The 17,449-nt window shown below is 63.3% G+C and carries 16 protein-coding genes; 13 read left to right on the forward strand and 3 right to left on the reverse strand.

What is annotated here, in order from left to right:
• The first annotated feature begins 104 nt into the window (after positions 1–104).
• Genes ACWGCN_RS20470 through ACWGCN_RS20480 form a run of 3 tightly spaced genes read left to right on the forward strand, consistent with a single transcriptional unit; the run spans position 105 to position 3,607 of the window.
• Positions 105–968 carry an SDR family NAD(P)-dependent oxidoreductase gene (locus ACWGCN_RS20470; protein WP_452457795.1) on the forward strand — a complete coding sequence of 288 codons (864 nt, stop codon included), beginning with the start codon at positions 105–107 and terminating at the stop codon, positions 966–968.
• A gap of 52 nt (positions 969–1,020) precedes the next feature.
• Entirely contained in the window at positions 1,021–2,130 is a 1,110-nt protein-coding gene (locus tag ACWGCN_RS20475) for an alcohol dehydrogenase catalytic domain-containing protein (protein ID WP_452457794.1), read from the forward strand.
• Between the two features lie 52 nt (positions 2,131–2,182).
• The gene (locus ACWGCN_RS20480; protein ID WP_452457815.1) at positions 2,183–3,607 is read left to right on the forward strand and encodes an NAD-dependent succinate-semialdehyde dehydrogenase; all 1,425 of its coding nucleotides are present in this window, start codon (positions 2,183–2,185) and stop codon (positions 3,605–3,607) included.
• Between the two features lie 244 nt (positions 3,608–3,851).
• Here the strand turns inward: ACWGCN_RS20480 and ACWGCN_RS20485 are convergent, their stop codons facing one another.
• From ACWGCN_RS20485 to ACWGCN_RS20495, 3 genes are all read right to left on the reverse strand, one after another.
• Positions 3,852–4,058 carry a hypothetical protein gene (locus ACWGCN_RS20485; RefSeq protein ID WP_387447842.1) on the reverse strand — a complete coding sequence of 69 codons (207 nt, stop codon included), beginning with the start codon at positions 4,056–4,058 and terminating at the stop codon, positions 3,852–3,854.
• Positions 4,059–4,217: 159 nt separating this feature from the next.
• Positions 4,218–5,855, reverse strand: a complete 1,638-nt coding sequence (locus ACWGCN_RS20490) for a long-chain fatty acid--CoA ligase (RefSeq protein WP_387447938.1) — start codon at positions 5,853–5,855, stop codon at positions 4,218–4,220.
• 61 nt (positions 5,856–5,916) lie between these two features.
• Positions 5,917–6,786, reverse strand: a complete 870-nt coding sequence (locus ACWGCN_RS20495; RefSeq protein ID WP_387447840.1) for a crotonase/enoyl-CoA hydratase family protein — start codon at positions 6,784–6,786, stop codon at positions 5,917–5,919.
• 315 nt (positions 6,787–7,101) lie between these two features.
• Between ACWGCN_RS20495 and ACWGCN_RS20500 the strand changes: the two genes are divergently transcribed.
• From ACWGCN_RS20500 to ACWGCN_RS20545, 10 genes are all read left to right on the forward strand, one after another.
• Positions 7,102–7,692, forward strand: coding sequence for a QsdR family transcriptional regulator (locus ACWGCN_RS20500; protein WP_387447838.1), 591 nt, complete (start codon positions 7,102–7,104; stop codon positions 7,690–7,692).
• 2 nt (positions 7,693–7,694) lie between these two features.
• Complete coding sequence (locus ACWGCN_RS20505) at positions 7,695–8,834, forward strand: serine hydrolase domain-containing protein (RefSeq protein ID WP_387447836.1); 1,140 nt, start codon at positions 7,695–7,697, stop codon at positions 8,832–8,834.
• A 155-nt stretch (positions 8,835–8,989) separates the two neighbouring features.
• Entirely contained in the window at positions 8,990–9,757 is a 768-nt protein-coding gene (locus tag ACWGCN_RS20510) for an MlaE family ABC transporter permease (protein WP_379313394.1), read from the forward strand.
• 45 nt (positions 9,758–9,802) lie between these two features.
• Positions 9,803–10,621, forward strand: coding sequence for an MlaE family ABC transporter permease (locus ACWGCN_RS20515; protein WP_452457793.1), 819 nt, complete (start codon positions 9,803–9,805; stop codon positions 10,619–10,621).
• Positions 10,618–11,805 (forward strand): MCE family protein, encoded by a 1,188-nt coding sequence (locus tag ACWGCN_RS20520; protein WP_452457792.1) that lies wholly within the window; start codon positions 10,618–10,620, stop codon positions 11,803–11,805. The genes ACWGCN_RS20515 and ACWGCN_RS20520 overlap by 4 nt, the downstream gene beginning before the upstream one ends.
• A complete protein-coding gene (locus ACWGCN_RS20525; protein ID WP_379313386.1) occupies positions 11,802–12,815 on the forward strand; it encodes an MCE family protein in 1,014 nt (337 codons plus the stop codon). Before ACWGCN_RS20520 ends, ACWGCN_RS20525 begins: the two co-directional genes overlap by 4 nt.
• Positions 12,812–13,834, forward strand: coding sequence for an MCE family protein (locus tag ACWGCN_RS20530; RefSeq protein WP_452457791.1), 1,023 nt, complete (start codon positions 12,812–12,814; stop codon positions 13,832–13,834). The genes ACWGCN_RS20525 and ACWGCN_RS20530 overlap by 4 nt, the downstream gene beginning before the upstream one ends.
• Positions 13,831–15,105, forward strand: a complete 1,275-nt coding sequence (locus ACWGCN_RS20535; protein WP_452457790.1) for an MCE family protein — start codon at positions 13,831–13,833, stop codon at positions 15,103–15,105. Before ACWGCN_RS20530 ends, ACWGCN_RS20535 begins: the two co-directional genes overlap by 4 nt.
• Complete coding sequence (locus tag ACWGCN_RS20540; RefSeq protein WP_452457789.1) at positions 15,102–16,238, forward strand: MCE family protein; 1,137 nt, start codon at positions 15,102–15,104, stop codon at positions 16,236–16,238. Before ACWGCN_RS20535 ends, ACWGCN_RS20540 begins: the two co-directional genes overlap by 4 nt.
• Positions 16,238–17,449: an MCE family protein gene (locus ACWGCN_RS20545; protein ID WP_452457788.1), complete on the forward strand. Its 1,212-nt coding sequence runs from the start codon at positions 16,238–16,240 to the stop codon at positions 17,447–17,449. The genes ACWGCN_RS20540 and ACWGCN_RS20545 overlap by 1 nt, the downstream gene beginning before the upstream one ends.

The following is a 17,449-nucleotide window of genomic DNA, read 5'->3' on the forward strand; positions in this document are numbered from 1 at the left end:
TCGCGCAAAGCTAAATTGTTGTCGTCTCACATCAAGTTCGCACGGATGTTGCCCAACAGACTGGCGGTCGAGCCAATTGTCGCGCCACTGTTGAAGGAGATCCGATGTCACTGTCCTCTTACAGGTTTACGGGGGCCACCGCGTTACTCACCGGTGCTGCGAGCGGTATGGGCGAGCAGATGGCATATGGGCTTGCTGCACGCGGCTGCAACCTGGTGCTGGTCGATAGGGACGCCGACCGCCTGGCTACAGTCGCCGAAGTGGTGCGGTTGGCCCGCCCCGATCTAGCGGTGGATACCTATGTCGTGGACCTTGCCGACCTCGACAGCCTGGAGGCCAAGGCCTCGGCGATCCTCGCCCGGCATCCGAGCATCACACTGTTGATCAACAATGCCGGTGTCGCCCTGGGCGGAAATTTCCGAGACCTCACGGCTGAGGAATTCCAGTGGGTTCAAGACATCAACTTCCGCGCCCCGGTCGCCTTGGCACGCTTGCTGCTCCCGACCTTGCTCGCCACACCGGGAAGCCACATCGTCAATGTTTCGAGCCTGTTCGGCCTCATCGCACCACCTGGCCAAACCGCGTACGCCGCCAGCAAATTCGCGCTGCGTGGCTTCAGTGAAGCGCTGCGCCACGAACTCGCCGACCAAGGAGTCGGAGTCACCACGGTGCATCCCGGGGGGATCCGCACCAGGATCGCGGAGAGCGTCCGGATCGCCGACTCGGCTTCCGAAGAACAGACACGAGTGAGCAAAGCGGCATTCGCCAAACTCCTCACCTATCCGGCGGACAAAGCCGCCGAGCAGATCCTCGACGGTATCGCCCGACGCAAACCACGCGTATTGATCGCATCGTCCGCCGTCACGGCCGATCTGATAGCCCGCCTGTTTCCGGCCTCGTACCTGACGGTGATGCAGCGACTGAGTCCCCGTGGTACGCGCAAACGCCGAGCGGCGGCTCTGCGATGAGTTGGCTCGCCGAACTCCACCGGAACGGGGAATCCACAAGGACGGACACGGAATGAGGATTCGGGGCGCGGTACTCGAACACAGTGGGCAGGCTCGACCATACGCACGGTCCCGGCCGCTCGTCATCGACGAACTCGACCTCGACCCACCCGGGCCGGGCGAGGTCCTTGTTCGTATCGAGGCCGCCGGTATCTGCCACTCCGACCTGTCAGTCGTCGACGGCAATCGTCGCCGCCCCCTTCCGATGCTGCTCGGGCACGAAGCAGCCGGGCGAGTCGAGCTCCTCGGATCCGACGTCGACGACATCGCGATCGGACAGCGGGTGGTCATGACCTTTCTCCCGCGATGTGGATATTGTTCTGCCTGTGGCACCAACGGGCGATTGCCCTGCTCCGCGGGTAGCGCAGCCAACAACGACGCCATCCTCCTCGGAGGTGGAGTACGCCTGCGTCGCGGCGGGAAGGCGATCAACCATCATCTCGGGATATCGGGATTCGCCACCCACACAGTGGTCGACCGGCGCTCAGTAGTTCCCATCGGCGACGACATACCGCCTGACATCGCTGCGGTACTCGGCTGCGCGGTACTGACCGGCGGCGGCGCGGTGATCAATGCAGGCCGCCCGCAGCCGGGCGATGCGGTCATGGTCGTCGGGCTGGGCGGAGTGGGAATGGCGGCCCTGCTCACCGCAGTCGCGTTGGGCCACGGCGAGGTCATGGGCGTGGATCCGCTGCCCGACAAGCTCAGCCACGCACGCGCAGCAGGTGCCGCCGCTTGCACACCGCAAGAGGTGATCGAATCCGGGATCACCGCCGCCGTCGTCGTGGAGGCAGCAGGCAGTGCCCGCGCATTCGAGACCGCCGTGGCGGCAACCGCTCCAGGCGGGACAACCGTGACAGTCGGGCTGCCTGGACCCGAGATCCGCGCCACCATCGCGCCGTTGGGTCTGGTCTCGGGAGCACGCACGATCACCGGAAGCTATCTCGGTTCGGCGGTGCCCGAACGTGACATCCCGATCTTCGCGCAGATGTGGCGCGACGGTGTACTCCCGGTCGAGCAGCTGATCACCTCACGTATTCGACTGTCCGAAATCAATTCAGCCATGGACGAATTGGCCGACGGCAAAGCCGTTCGACAAATCATTGTCTTCGATCAAGATTGAGGCCCAGCAATTGAGCATAACAGCATCCACCATTCGTGACGTCGAGGCGCAGATGTACTACGGCGGGCAGTGGCGAGACGCACAGGGCGCCAGAACCTTTCAGGTCTTCGACCCTGCCACTGAGCTGCCCCTGGCCTCCGTGGCCGACGCAACGCCCGCCGACGCGCGCGCCGCTCTGAACTCCGCTGTCGTCGCCCAACGACACTGGGCTCGCACCGCACCTCGCACGCGATCAGAGATTCTGCGAAGAGCTTTCGAAGCCGTAACCGCCCGCGCGGAGGAATTCGCCGCACTCATCACTCTCGAGATGGGCAAACCGTTGGCCGAGGCGCGAGCCGAGGTCACCTACAGCGCAGAATTCCTGCGCTGGTTTGCCGAAGAAGCCGTGCGGGCAAATGGACGATTCGGCACCGCACCTGACGGCAAGACCCGACTACTCGTCAACAAATACCCTGTCGGGCCAACGCTGTTGATCACCCCATGGAACTTCCCACTGGCGATGGCCACCCGCAAGATCGCACCCGCCGTCGCGGCCGGCTGCACCATAATACTCAAACCCGCCGCGCTCACACCGCTGACTTCACTCTTGCTGACCCGAGTCCTCGCCGAGGCCGGCCTTCCTCCAGGCGTGCTCAACGTGATTCCGACATCATCGGCGGCAGAAGCTGTTTCGGCGATCATTACCGACCCTCGGCTGCGGAAACTGTCGTTCACGGGTTCCACTCAGGTCGGTCGCCGTCTTCTCGCCGAGTCGTCAACACAAGTACTGCGGACCTCGATGGAGCTCGGCGGCAACGCACCGTTCCTTGTGTTCGACGACGCCGACATCGATGCCGCCGTCGAGGGCGCGATCGTCGCGAAACTACGCAACATGGGGCAGGCATGCACCGCAGCCAACCGCTTTCTGGTGCACGAATCGGTGGCCGCGGAGTTCACCGACAAACTCACCGAACGCGTGGCCGCCTTTGTCGTCGGGTCGGGCTCCGACCCCACCACCCAGATCGGACCACTGATCGATGAGGCTTCCCGCCGCAAGGTGCACGACCTCGTGCTCGACGCTGTCGAGCGTGGTGCCGTCGTTCGCGTCGGCGGTGCGCCACTTCCTGGACCCGGGCACTTCTATCCGCCGACCGTCCTAACCGACGTGGATCCCGGTTCCCGCCTGCTGCGCGAAGAAATCTTCGGACCTGTCGCACCGATCATCCGATTCGGCACCGAAGACGAGGCCATAGCAGCAGCGAACAGCACCGAGTACGGACTGGCCGCCTACGCCTACACTCGCGACACCGCCCGTGGCCTACGTCTGATGGAAGAGCTCGAAACCGGCATGCTCGGGCTCAACGTCGGTGTGGTGTCCAATCCCGCGGCACCGTTCGGAGGGGTTAAACAATCTGGTTTGGGCCGCGAGGGCGGATTCGAAGGCATCGAGGAATATCTGGAAATCAGGTACACCGCAGTGAGCGACCCCTACGCCTGAGAGAGATCCTTGACCGCGTGCACTTTTCACGCGGTCAAGGATCTGGCGTGCTGACGCGACCTGGCTTCGACATGGCTATCGCATCGTCACGTGACTGCAGGGGTGATCGCGTGCGTGGTCCGGCGCAGATGAACTTGGCGCACCCCTGGCCGCGAATATTCCTGTGCAGATGCCCGGCCTGTGGTCGAGCGAATAGCGCGACTGTCCGGCCACGCCGGGCCGCTGGACTACGCATTTCTGATCGTCAGATGTCGGTGACAGCCGTATGGATGTCTTCGACTACCCGGATGATGTCAACGACCGCGATGATCTGTCCAAGTGTCGAGGAGGGCAGACCATCGACGGTCTGGACGAGACGACGCAATGAGCGATTGCTGAATTGCGCGACGATCTCAGCATCGCGGCGGTATCGAACCTTATCGCCGTGAGGACTACGGCGTGCACGTGGCATCGGAACTCCAATTCGCGCGCAGTGTTTCGAGCAGTCGGTCGTTCACCGCTGATGTTGAACGTCACGGTGGCGGGCGAGCTGTCTCGGCCAGAAATCGCATCCTCGCGAGCTGAGCTCGGCTCGGCTCCCGAGGATGTCGGGGGCTGGTGGAGATCTAGGTCAGGGCAGCGAGGTGACGGTCAGGTCGCCGTCGGCGTACTGGGCGCGCAGCCGTTTCTTGTCGAACTTGCCGACGCTGGTCTTGGGCACCTCGGTGATGAAGGTCCAGCGTTCGGGCAGTTGCCATTTGGCGACTTTGTCGGCCAGGAAGTCGCGCAGCTCGGCGGCCTCGGCGGCGCCGGCCTCGGTCAGCACGATGACGACCAGCGGCCGCTCGTCCCACTTCTCGTCCGGCACTCCGATGACCGCGGCCTCAGCGACGGCCGGGTGGCCCATCACCGCGTTCTCCAGATCCACCGAAGAGATCCACTCGCCACCGGACTTGATGACATCCTTGGAGCGGTCGACCAGGGTGAGATAACCGTTGGGGCTGATCTTGCCGATGTCGCCGGTACGCAGCCAGCCGTCGTCGAACTTGTCGGAGTCGATCGCGACGCCGTCGGGGGAATAGTAAGAGGCGGTGATCCAGGGTCCGCGAACTTCCAGCTCGCCTAGTGAATCGCCGTCGTTGGGCACGACGTTGCCATCGTCGCCGACCAGCCGTGCCTGCACACCGGCGGGGAAACGACCTTGGGTATAACGAAACTCCCACTCCTGCTCGCCGGTGACACCCGCAGGCGGATGAGCGACGCTGCCCAGCGGTGAAGTCTCGGTCATGCCCCAAGCCTGCACAATTCGCAAGCTGTGCTGCTCTTGGAAGGCGCGCATCATCGAAGGCGGCACCGCCGACCCGCCCACCACCGCGGCGCGCAGGTGCGAGATGTCCTGTGGCCTGGCAGCCAGCCCGGCAAGGACCCCGCCCCAGATGGTTGGCACGGCCGCGGCGAAGGTCGGCTTCTGGTCTGCCATCATCTCCAGCAGCGGTCCCGGCTGCAGGAAGCGGTCGGGCATGAGCAGGTTCGTGCCCGCCATCAGCGCGGCATAGGGCAGGCCCCAGGCGTTCGCATGGAACAGGGGCACGATCGCCAGCACGTTGTCGGACCCGGTGCAGCCCATACCCATCGGCGAGGCGACCTGCATCGCGTGCAGCCAGTTGGAGCGGTGCGAGTACACCACCCCTTTCGGATCGCCGGTCGTGCCGGAGGTGTAACACATTGCGGCGGCAGAGCGCTCATCGATCAGCGGGTAGTCGAAGGTGTCGGGCTGGGTTGCGAGCAGTTCGGCGTAGGAGTGCACCTGCACGCCGGCAGGTGCCTGCAACGCCTCGGCGTCGCCGTTGGCAACGATGACGTGACGGACCGTCTTCAGGTTCGGCAGATACTGGGCGAACATCGGCACCAGCGAGCCGTCAACGATGACGACCTGGTCTTGGGCATGATTGGCCACGAACACCAGCTGCTCTGGAAACAATCGGATGTTGAGAGCGTGGAGCACCGCGCCCATCGCGGGCACGGCGATGTAGCTGACCATGTGCTCGTTGTTGTTCCACATGAAGGTCGCGACCCGGTCGCCGATTCCGATTCCGAACCCGCGCAGCGCGTTCGCCAGTTTCGCTGCCTCAGAACCCATTTCACGGTAGGTCATGGTGCGCACGCCGCTGCCGGTCCAAGTGGACACTGTGCTGTCGCCTTGGAAGGTCGAGGCGTACTTCAGTAGCGTCGCCAGCGAAAGCGGCTCGTCCTGCATGGTGCTCAACATCGGTGCGGTGTCTCCTCTAGCTATTGATCGCATTTCGTTGTCCTCGGTGCGGTGGGGTTGATCAGCCGAATACCTGCGGTAATTGATGGCTGGTTCGACTGGTGAACTGTGGTCGCCTCTTGCCGAGGAACGCGTCGACGCCTTCTTTGCCGTCGGCGATGCTGGTGTAGAACATCGCCAGCGAGTCGACCCGGTGGGCATCGAGCGGGTGCGGTTGTGCGCTGTTGCGGTACATCATGTGCCGGGCCAGTGCGGTAGCGACCGGTGAGCGGTCGGTGGTGAACGTCTTCGCCAGCGCATACGCGGTATCCAGCAGATCAGCCGCCGCCACGACCGTACGAACCAGCCCGCTTTCGAAAGCGGCATCGGCGGTGAGGATTTCGGCCGCATAGGTCCATTCCAATGCACGACTGATTCCGACGATGCGCGGCAAGAACCACGTGCTGCACGCTTCGGGAACGATGCCGAGCTTGCCGAAGACGAACCCGATGCGGGCATCATCGCTGGCTATTCGAATGTCCATGGGCAGGGTCATCGTCGCTCCGACTCCTATTGCGGCGCCGTTGATGGCGGCGATCACCGGTTTGGTGCACGCGAAGATGGCTAGCGCCACGCGCCCGCCCGCATCACGCACACCCTGATGGATCGGCGGATCGGTCAGCCGGTGGTGCATGTCTGTTGGTGTGGGCCGGGCTGTTTCATCCAGACCGAACACGTTGCCGCCGACCGACAGGTCCATGCCCGCGCAGAAGGCACGCCCGGCGCCGGTCACCACGATCGCAGCGACTGCGTCATCACGGCTGGCTTGCTCGAACGCGTGCACCAGCTCGTCGGCCATGCTCACGGTGAACGCGTTGAGTTGCTCAGGGCGGTCCAGCGTGATGGTCAAGATCGCGTCGTGTACCTCGTAGCGCAGGGTCTGGAAGGTCACCGGGTTGCTCCTGACTGGGGTGTGATCGGCCGACGTGGATATCGCGCGACCGAACCAGATCGTGTTCGCTATGCCATCCCCGTCCCACGAGACGGCGTCGATGAAGGAAATCGGTCCTGCTGGGCGTCTTTGCCAGCAGCACTCGACAAGCTGTAAGTCTGTGCAGCCTCGGCGGCGAGAACTTGCCTTTGCGCGACAACAATTTGACTTCATCCGACAGATTCGCTGCGTCCGCGACGAGCCCTCCACCTGGAGTGCGGGCGAATTTGCAACATCTACTTGATTCGTTGCTACATTTGTGAGTATGTTGCATTCATGAGTGGTCCGGGTCACAGCAAAGTGTCAGCCGAGCAGGCGATCGCCGTCGCCAGGCGCAAGTTCCTCGAGGGCGACCGTTTGGATATGCAGAAACTCGCTGCTGAACTCGGGGTCGACCGAACAACACTGTTCCGTTGGGTCGGCAATCGCGACCATCTGCTCGCGACCGTGCTGTGGTCGCTCGCGGAACCGACTCACCGCGCGGCGGTGGCAGCGACCACACGCACCGGTGCGGCCCGGATCGCGGACGCGACGGGCACGTTCGGTCAGGCACTCATCGACGCACCGTATTTCCGCAGGTTTCTCCGCAGCGAACCCGAACGCGCTCTGCGCCTGCTCACGACCAAGGAAAGCCCCGTGTTGAACGAAATCGTCGACGCCGTGGAGCGCGTGGTGCAACAGGAGTTGGACCGTGGCCATCTCGTTCACCCGATGTCGGCGCACGATCTGGCCTATCTCATCGCGCGGATCACCGAATCCTTCATCTACGCAGATCTCATCACCGGAGAAGACCCCGACGCAACGAAGGCAGCCATCGCGGTAGCAGCGTTGCTCGGCGACCCCACATATATCCCGAAGGGAACGTAGTCATGACCGTAAGCGGGCAATGTAGCCCCGAATTCGATGATCTCCGAACGGAGTTCGAGAAGAACATCGCCTCAGGTGAGGAGCTGGGCGCTTCAGTAGTCGTCGACATCGACGGCGAGGTCGTTGTCGACCTATGGGGAGGGTTCAGCGACATCGAGCGGACCCGGCCATGGGAAGCCGACACCATCACCAACGTGTGGTCGTCGACGAAGACAGTGACGAGCCTGGCAGTACTGATGCTGGTCGACCGGCATCAGGTCGATGTCCGCGCCCCGGTCGCGGAGTACTGGCCCGAATTCGGCGCCAACGGCAAGGACCGTATCGAGGTTCGCCACCTGCTGTCCCATACTTCCGGTGTCGCCGGCTGGGAACCGCCGTTCGCCCTGGACAATCTTTACGATTGGGATTCGGCGAGTTCGCACCTGGCTGCACAGAAGCCGTGGTGGGAGCCGGGGAGGTCCTCGGGCTACCACGCCCAGAACTACGGCCAACTGCTCGGCGAAGTTGTTCGCCGAGTCTCTGGGAAGTCCCTGGCACAGTTCGTCGCCGACGAAATCGCCGGGCCGCTGGACGCCGACTTCCAGATCGGTGCACACGAACTGGATTGGCCGCGCATCGCCGATGTGGTTCCGCCGCCACCACTTCCGTTCGACCTCACCGCGCTTCCCGAGGGCAACCTCATGCGCAAGGCACTCGGGTCCCCGCCACTCGATGCTGCCGCGGCGAACACCGCGTCCTGGCGGCGCGCAGATCTCGGCGCCTACAACGGCCACGGCAATGCTCGCTCGCTCGCTCGCATCATGTCCGTGATCCCGTGCGGTGGGAGCGTTGACGGTGTCAAGTTGCTGTCTCCGGCCACGATTGAGCTGATCTTCGAGGAACAGAGCAACGGCAGAGACCGCGTGCTCGGCGTCCCGCTGCGCTTCGGCATCGGCTACGGCCTCCCCGAACCTCAAACCGTTCCCGCGATTCCTGACGGGCGAATCTGCTTCTGGGGTGGGTGGGGCGGATCCATGGTCGTCATGGACTTGGACCGCCGAATGACCATCACCTACATGATGAACAAGATGGGTCTCGGTCTCCTCGGTTCGCCGCGGAGCGAGGCGTACCTGCGCGCGGTCTATCAAGTAATCGACGCCTGATCGGCGCGCATACAACGCCCGGTTCAAATCCGGGCGCGCCTTGCCATGGCTTGGCACGGCAACCGAACCGGCTGACGCCCAGCGGTTCCGCGAGTTGCTCGTTGTTTCGTAGACGACTCCGCAACTTTGATTCGATTCGACAGTGGGAGAGAACAATGCGAGATCTGGTCCAGGGACCGTTACGCTCCCTCGGCGAGTTCTTCTATCTGTCGCTCGACACTTTCCGTGGCATGGTGACATGGCCCTTTCAAGGCCGGGAATTCCTCGAACAGTGCTGGTTCATCGTGCGAGTGTCGTTGTTGCCGACGCTGTTCGTCGCGCTTCCCTTCACCGCATTGATCAGTTTCACCTTCAATATCCTTGCCGCGGAATTCGGGTCATCGGATATCGCAGGTGCCGGTGCCACGCTAGGGGCGGTGACCCAGGTGGGACCCGTCGTCACCGTGCTGGTCGTAGCCGGGGCAGGTGCGACCGCAATCTGTGCCGACCTCGGGTCGCGGACGATTCGCGAGGAAATCGATGCGCTCGAGGTGCTCGGCATCGACCCGATTGTGCGGCTCGTTGCGCCGCGTGTGCTCGCCTCGACTGTGGTTGCGCTGCTGCTGAATGCGCTCGTGTGCGCGATCGGGATCGCGGGAAGCTTCTTCTTCTCGGTGTACTTCCAGAACGTCACACCCGGAGCGTTCGTCGATGGCATACCGCTGTTGACCGGACTACCGGAGCTTGTGATCTCCGAAATCAAAGCCGGGATGTTCGGACTCATCGCCGCGCTCGTCGCGTGCTCACGCGGTCTCACCGTGAGGGGTGGCCCAAAGGGCGTCGGCCAGGCCGTGAACGAGACGGTTGTCTACGCATTCATGGCCTTGTTCTTCGTAAATATCGCCCTCACGGCGATCGGTATCAAGATGACGGCGGGTAGCTGAATGACGTTGGCAGTACCTAGGTTCACGTCGCGACCGGCTCGCTTCGTGTTTCTCCGCGCGAAGTGGCTGAAACGGGCAGTCGACGAGATCGGCAGGCAAGCGGTCTTCTATCGGAAAGCGATAGTCGAAATCCCACTCGCGCTGGTCCACTATCGCCGGGAAACACTACGGTTGGTCGCCGAAGTCGCACTCGGTTCCGGCGCCTTGGCGGTGATCGGCGGCACCATCGTCATCGTCGGATTCTTGACGATGTCAGCCGGGGCTGTCGTTGCGCTGCAGGGCTATACAACACTGGGCGACATCGGCGTCGAGGCCTTGACCGGCTTCATCGCGGCGTATGTGAATGTGCGCGTCGCGGCACCGGTGATCGCCGGTGTCGGCCTAGCGGCGACCATCGGTGCCGGCGCGACAGCACAGATCGGCGCTATGCGCATTTCGGAGGAGATCGACGCGCTGGAGGTGATCGGCGTGCGATCGGTTCCGTACCTGGCGTCATCGCGGATTCTCGCCGGCATGGTGGCGATCGTCCCGGTGTACGGAGTGGCGCTCATCGCCTCGTTCCTGGCGAGCCGAACGGCGACGGTCGTCGTATACGGCCAATCGGGCGGGGTATACGACCACTACTTCTACACGTTCCTCGTACCCACGGACCTGCTGTGGTCCTTCTTGCAGGCGATTTTGATGGGACTCGTCGTGATGCTCATTCACACCTATTTCGGCTACACCGCCAGCGGTGGGCCCGCGGGCGTGGGCGAGGCCGTCGGCCGAGCGGTTCGTTCGTCACTCGCTGCAGTGGTGTTCGTGACGCTGGCGGTGTCGCTGGCCGTGTACGGCACCTCCGGCAAGGTCAACTTCGCCGGATGATCAGGCGACTGCGGACGGGGCCGCCGCGCGACCCCCACGTCACCACGGCAGGAATCCTCTTCACCGGCTGCGTCATTGTCATCGCCGCGCTCGTCGTAGCCCAATTCCGCGGTGAGTTCATCGACAGCGTGAAGGTCGAGCTGCTTGCGCAACGATCCGGGTTGAACCTCGACACGGGAGCCAGGGTGAAGCTCCTCGATGTACAGGTAGGCCGCGTCGGCAAGATCAGAGAAGAAGCGGGATACGTATCGATCGAGCTCGATCTCCTCCCCGAGCACGCACATTCGATTCCGGTCAACGTCGGTGCTTCGATCGAAAGCACGACTGTCTTCGGCGCAAAGTACGTTGCACTGGTTTTACCGCAATCTCCAGCAGCACAAGCGATTACGAGCGGGGCAACGATCGACAACCGAGATGTCACCCCTGAGATCAACACCCTGTTCGAACGGCTGACCACAGTATTGAAGGCCGTCGCGCCGGAAAACCTCAACGCGACGCTCACGGCGATCTCCGACGCCCTGCGCGGCCGAGGCAAGCAATTCGGTCACACCATCGATCAGGCCGACGCCTATCTCACCCAGTTGCGTCCGAGCTTGGACAATCTGCAGCGCGATCTGGCGGCAACGGCCGACGTAGCCACCGTCTACGCGGACGCGGCACCGGACATCCTCGAGACTCTGCGGTCGTTGTCGACAACGGGAGACACTGTGGTGGACAACGTAGCTGGGCTCGACAGATTCTTCCTGGCAGCCATCGGAGTGGGACGGGCCGGCGGCGAGTTGCTCGAGGCGAACGGACAAGCCACCGAAGCGCTGTTGCGGTCGATCCGACCGACTACCGAACTGCTCGACGAGTACTCGCCAGGGCTGCCCTGCTTCTTCCAGGGGCTGGACAAAGCACGCGCCGACATCGAGTCCTTCGTCGGTGGCGCGGTGCCGGGAGTCAACATCAGTGCCACGCTGCTAGCCGGCGAGATGCCGTACCGCTACCCCCAGGACCTACCGAAGGTCGCTGCCAGCGGCGGTCCGCGGTGTGGCGAACTGCCCGTTCTCGACATCGCGAACGGACCGGCGAAATACCTCGCGACCGACACCGGAGTGAATCCGTACCTCCCCACGGATCGGCCGGCGCAGCTCAACGTCCTGGACTTCATGCTCTACGGCATCCCAGGGGGTAGACGATGAAGAACGCTGTGAAATTCGGCAGCTTCACGCTCGTCATGGTCATGGTTCTCGGGCTTCTCGTGTTGGTGCTCGGGCGAATTCGTCTCGACAGCAGGATCGACTATCGCGCCGAGTTCGCCGACGTGTCCGGGCTCGCCGAGGGCGATGTCGTCCGGGTAGCCGGTGTCGACGTAGGACGAGTGGGTGCCGTTGACTTGCGCGGCAGGGACGTGGACGTCGTGTTCGACATCGCTCGCGATATCCGGGTCACGAGTGATGCGCGCCTGACCGTGCGCTACTCGAACCTGCTCGGAGACCGCTACCTCGAGCTCGTCAACGGCGACCACCTCGACGAGCCGATGCAGGAGGGCGGCACCTTTCCGTTCGCACAGACAAACCCTGCCCTCGATATCGATTCCCTGCTCGGTGGGCTGGCACCACTGACGCGTTCGCTGGAACCCGAACAGATCGATCGCTTGACCGGTGAATTGATCCGTGTCCTGCAGGGACAAGGCGGGACGATCACCGGCATTCTGCAGGAGATCGCGATTCTCACCAGCACCCTCGCCGATCGTGACGCGCTGATCGGATCCGTTATCACCAACCTGGGTGCGGTACTCGGCACCGTCGGGAACGACAGCGGCGCGCTGTCCCGGGTGATCGACCATATGCAGCAACTGGTGTCGGCCCTGGCCGAACGGGGCACCCCGATCGCGGATGCGCTCGTGCAGGTCGAGTCAGCTTCCACGACACTGGCCGATCTACTCATTGCCGACCGCCAGCCCATCCGAGATGACATCGCCCAGGCAAACCGCACAGCAACACTTCTCGATGACGGCAGCGCACAGATCGAGGCCGTACTGACCGCCTTGCCGGAGGCCTACCAGCGGCTGACTCGGCTCGGCGCCTATGGCAGCTTCTTCAATTTCTACCTCTGCGCGGTGACGTTGAAGATCGACGGTCCCGCCGGCGCACCGATTGTCACGAAACTCGTGCAACAGAAACAAGGCAGGTGTGTGACACCGCAATGAGGCGATACGAGAACCGAAACGCAGTGCGGACAGGCGTCGTCGGCGGAATATTGATTCTGGCGACTGTCGCGACTGTCTCGAACTACGACCGACTACCTGTGTTCGACTCCGACAGCGAGATCCGGGCAATATTCGCCGATGCCGGCGGCCTGAAAACAGGCGATCGCGTCGAATTTTCCGGCGTGAATGTGGGCACCGTGCGCGACATCACGCTGCGCGGCACCGACGTCGAAGTGACGATGGGTGTCCGCCCCGATCTCGCACTCGGCGCCACCCCCAGCGCACAGGCAAGGACTCGGACTGCACTCGGCAGCAAAGCCGTTGTGCTCACCCCCAGCTCTGACGATCGGCGATTCGACTATGCCTCAGCGATCCCTCTCGAGCGAACCCGGTCACCCTACGACCTGCCCACCGAACTCGGTAAACTCACCGACAACGTCGCCGGGATCGACACCGAGCAACTATCGGACGCCTTGCACACGACATCGGGTGTGCTCGAGCAATCCTCGCCAGAACTCGAGGCCGCACTCGACGGCGTCGCGCGTTTGTCGGAAAGCCTGGGCTCTCGGGATCAGGCACTGCGGCAGTTGTTCGCCGACGGGTCGAAAGTGACCGGCGTGCTGGCGGAGCGCAGCCGACAGATCAACACCCTTGTCGTCGACGGCAACCGCATCCTCGCCGAGCTCGATGCGCGGCGCACTGCGATCGGGAAGCTGTCGAACTCTCTGTCGGCGGTCGCACAGCAGATCAGTAGCCTCATCGCCGAGAACCGCGAACAACTCGCACCGACACTCACGCGGTTGAACAGCGTGCTCGACCTGCTCGAGCGGAACAAGAGTTCCATCGACGCCGCACTGCCCGGTCTCGTCAAATATATGGGGACACTCGGCGAATCTGTCGGCAGTGGACCGTTTTTCAGCGCCTATGTCGGAAATCTGCTACCCGGCCAATTCATTCAGCCGTTCGTCGATGCCGCTCTGGGCGACGGTCGTGTGCCGCAACCGGAGGGGCCGCGATGAGACAGAAGCGAAAGATGTTGGTGAGCAGTGCCATCGCGGGCATTCTCGTCGCGCTGGCGGTTGTGAGTTATGTGATCGTTCCGCGGATCACGGACAAGGCGATCGTCGCGTACTTTCCCGCGGCCGTCGGACTGTACCCGGGTGATGACGTACGCATACTCGGCGTGACGGTGGGTGTCGTGGACCGGATCGAGCCTGAAGGTTCCCGTGTCGCAGTGCATTTGACCCTGGACCAGCGGTGGAAGCTGCCAGCTGACGCGCAAGCCGTCGTCGTATCGCCGACACTTGTCACCGCCCGATTCGTGCAGCTCACCCCGGCCTACGCCGGTGGACCCGAGCTGCCCGACGGCGGTTCGATTCCCGAAGAACGAACAGCCGTGCCGGTCGAGTGGGACAAGATCAAAGAACAGCTCACCCGCCTCGCGAAGCGATTGGGTCCACAGTCCGGTGAGCCGGGAAGTCTTGGTGAATTCGTCACCGACGCCGCGGGCACCATGCGCGGAAACGGCGCCACGTTCAATTCGACCCTGGCGAACCTCGCCCGGGCAACCACCACATTGTCCGACGGACGGACCGATCTCTTCGCCGCCGTAAGGAATCTGTCAGTGCTGGTGGACGCGCTCTCACAGAGTCACGCGCAGATCGTCGCATTCGGAGATCGGCTTGCGTCAGTATCAGAGCTGGTCGCGACAAGCGAGACGTCGTTGGGAGATACCCTCGCCGACCTCGATCTCGCGGTCGCCGACCTGCGGGCCTTCGTGGGGGAGAACAGAGCGGGAATCAGCGACACCGTCGACAAACTGGGCGGCGCCACGCAAGTCCTGGTGGACCGGCGACGCGACCTCGAACAGGTCCTGCACGCGTCGCCGACCGTGCTCGCGAACCTCGAGAACATTTATCAACCCGCTCAGAACTCCCTGACAGGAGCATTGGCGATGACGAACTTCGCCAACCCGGTCCAGTTCATCTGCTCGGCCATCGCTGCCGCCGGTGAGCAAGGCGCCGAGGAATCGACGAAGCTGTGCATCCACTACCTCGGACCATTGCTGAAGTCGCTCGCGTTCAACTATGCCCCGATCGGCGCCGTTGTCGGGAACTCGGTCGGCGCGCTTCCGGACCAGATCGAATACAGCGATCCGGCTCTCGAACAGGCTCCGCATGCGCCGCGCCCCTCCCCCGCGCCTGTCCAGGTTCCCGCACTGCCACCGTCGCTTCCTGGTTTCCCCGGTCTCATGCTGCCCACGCTTCCGCTGCCAGGAGGACCACGATGAGCGCAGTTGCCCGCCTGGTGTGCGTCCTTTGTTCGGCTTCGGTTCTCGCAGGGTGCGGGTGGACCGGGATCAACCAGTTTCCTCTACCTGGCTCTGTCGGCACCGGGGATGGTTCGTGGTCGATCGATATCGAGATGCCTGACGTTGCCACCCTCACCGAAAACGCGCGAGTACGCGTGAGTGATGTGACGGTGGGGACCGTGCGATCGATCAGGGTCGAAGACACACACGCTCTCGTGACGGTCTCCCTCGAGCCCGATATCGAATTACCCAATGGCACAACAGCCAAGATCGGTGCCACGAGCTTGCTCGGCTCGGCTCACCTGGAACTGCTGCCACCCAAATCGAGTCCAGTCGCAGTGCTGTTGCATGACGGTGATCGCATCTCGCTCGATAACGCCGACGCATATCCCACGACCGAGCAAACACTGTCGACGCTGTCGTTCCTGCTCACCGGTGGCGGGGTCGGCAAACTCGCCGAGATCAACCGCGAAGTCGGCGAAGCCTTGTCCGGTCGCGAGGACACCGTGCGCAGCCTGCTCGACAATCTGCGCGATTTCACCGGTCGGCTCAACCAGCAGCACGCCGATATCGTGGCGGCGCTCGACGGACTCGACCGCTTCTCGAACATCGTCGCCGGCGATCGCGAAACCCTCGATCAGGCACTGCTGACGCTGGATCCCGCGTTGACCACGCTGGACGCGCAGCGTGAGGATCTGATCGGCGCAGTCGATGCCATCGGACGATTCGCCCGTTCGGCCGACGCGCTCATCACCGCGAGCCGCGCGGACCTCGATGCCGACCTCCGGGCACTGGAGCCGGCATTACGTGCGCTGGCAGACTCCGGACCGTCCCTGACGTCCTCGCTCTCACTGCTCGCGACCCTGCCGTTCCCGATGAACTCCTATCGCAACGCCGTGCAAGGCGACTTCGCGAATCTGTTCTTGAATCTGGATTTGACGACCGCCCGGCTCGACCGGGCATTGCTGACCGGGACACCCGCGATGGGGCAGCTCGCCTCGCTCGGCGGCATCATCGGCCAGCTTCCGCCCTTCCCGCCGATCCAGGGCAATCCGCTCATCACGCCGCTGAACCTGGGGCAAACCCGTCCCACCGAACAAGGCGGTAACTGATGCTGCTCTCGCGACTCGTCAGATACCAGTTGATCGCCTTCGCCGTGATCACTGTCGTAGCCGTCGCCTGGATCGGCATGAAATACCTGCGTGTCCCCGCCATGCTCGGAATCGGCCGCCACACAGTAGAACTCGTGCTCCCTTCGGGCGGCGGACTCTACGAGAAATCGAACGTCACCTACCGTGGCATCCAGGTCGGCGTTGTCGACAACCTCCGTGTCGACGACGGTTCCGTCGTCGTCACGATGTTCCTCGACGGTGCTGTCGACATCCCCAAGAACGACATCGTCGCCGAAGTCCACAGTCGATCGGCCATCGGCGAGCAGTACATCGAACTGCTGCCGCAAACCGACTCCGGCCCCTATCTACAGGACGGCGACACGATCGTCGGCGGCCGGTTGCCCACCCCTACAGCGGAACTGATCGACACGCTGGATCTCGCGTTGGCCGATGTTCCGCGTGATGATCTGCGTGCTCTCATCGACGAGAGCGGTACGGCGTTCCGCAACAAGGGCAACGATCTGCAGCAGATCATCGATGGGACAGGCGCATTCATCGATGAAGGATTGGCGAACATCGGCCCGACGCGGGCGCTGATCGACGGAGCCGGACCACTGCTCGACACCCAAGTAGCGAGCACAGAGTCTATTCGCGCATGGTCTGGCTACCTCGGTTCCATCACCCGAACGGTTGCCGACCGAGACGGCTCGTTGCGCAGCCTGATCGACAACGGTGGCCCGGCGGGAGAGGCGGGCGCTGCCCTGTTCACCGAGATCGCGCCAACGCTTCCCCGGGCCCTCGCCAACCTCCATTCCATCGCCGACGTCCTGCGGATCTACAACCTCAGTGTCGAACAGATCCTCGTCATCTACCCGGCGGTCGCAGCAGCGATCCAGAGTGTGGCCGCCGGCTCGGAGCCGTCGATGGGCAACCTCGACTTCAACCTCAACCTCAACGTGCCGCCACCATGCACCACGGGTTTCCTTCCGCCCGATCAACGGCGTTCACCTGTGGACTCCGCACCCCTTCCGCTGCAAACACCCGCGTTCTGCGCTGTCCCGCAGGATGATCCGACAGTCGCTCGCGGCGCACGAAATCTGCCCTGCACCGAAAACCCAGGGCGGCGTGCACCGACAGTCGAGCAATGCAAAGACCCCGCCGGCTACGTCCCGCTCGGCGAGAACACCCCACTCGAGACGGGAGAGAAATGA

This window comes from Nocardia sp. NPDC055050 (assembly GCF_053608345.1).

Coding starts and splice junctions, on each gene's coding strand:
- ACWGCN_RS20470 (WP_452457795.1), top strand. CDS start 105: ATGTCACTGTCCTCTTACAGGTTTACGGGGGCCACCGCGTTACTCACC.
- ACWGCN_RS20475 (WP_452457794.1), top strand. CDS start 1,021: ATGAGGATTCGGGGCGCGGTACTCGAACACAGTGGGCAGGCTCGACCA.
- ACWGCN_RS20480 (WP_452457815.1), top strand. CDS start 2,183: ATGTACTACGGCGGGCAGTGGCGAGACGCACAGGGCGCCAGAACCTTT.
- ACWGCN_RS20485 (WP_387447842.1), bottom strand. CDS start 4,058: ATGCCACGTGCACGCCGTAGTCCTCACGGCGATAAGGTTCGATACCGC.
- ACWGCN_RS20490 (WP_387447938.1), bottom strand. CDS start 5,855: ATGTTGAGCACCATGCAGGACGAGCCGCTTTCGCTGGCGACGCTACTG.
- ACWGCN_RS20500 (WP_387447838.1), top strand. CDS start 7,102: ATGAGTGGTCCGGGTCACAGCAAAGTGTCAGCCGAGCAGGCGATCGCC.
- ACWGCN_RS20505 (WP_387447836.1), top strand. CDS start 7,695: ATGACCGTAAGCGGGCAATGTAGCCCCGAATTCGATGATCTCCGAACG.
- ACWGCN_RS20510 (WP_379313394.1), top strand. CDS start 8,990: ATGCGAGATCTGGTCCAGGGACCGTTACGCTCCCTCGGCGAGTTCTTC.
- ACWGCN_RS20520 (WP_452457792.1), top strand. CDS start 10,618: ATGATCAGGCGACTGCGGACGGGGCCGCCGCGCGACCCCCACGTCACC.
- ACWGCN_RS20525 (WP_379313386.1), top strand. CDS start 11,802: ATGAAGAACGCTGTGAAATTCGGCAGCTTCACGCTCGTCATGGTCATG.
- ACWGCN_RS20530 (WP_452457791.1), top strand. CDS start 12,812: ATGAGGCGATACGAGAACCGAAACGCAGTGCGGACAGGCGTCGTCGGC.
- ACWGCN_RS20535 (WP_452457790.1), top strand. CDS start 13,831: ATGAGACAGAAGCGAAAGATGTTGGTGAGCAGTGCCATCGCGGGCATT.
- ACWGCN_RS20540 (WP_452457789.1), top strand. CDS start 15,102: ATGAGCGCAGTTGCCCGCCTGGTGTGCGTCCTTTGTTCGGCTTCGGTT.
- ACWGCN_RS20545 (WP_452457788.1), top strand. CDS start 16,238: ATGCTGCTCTCGCGACTCGTCAGATACCAGTTGATCGCCTTCGCCGTG.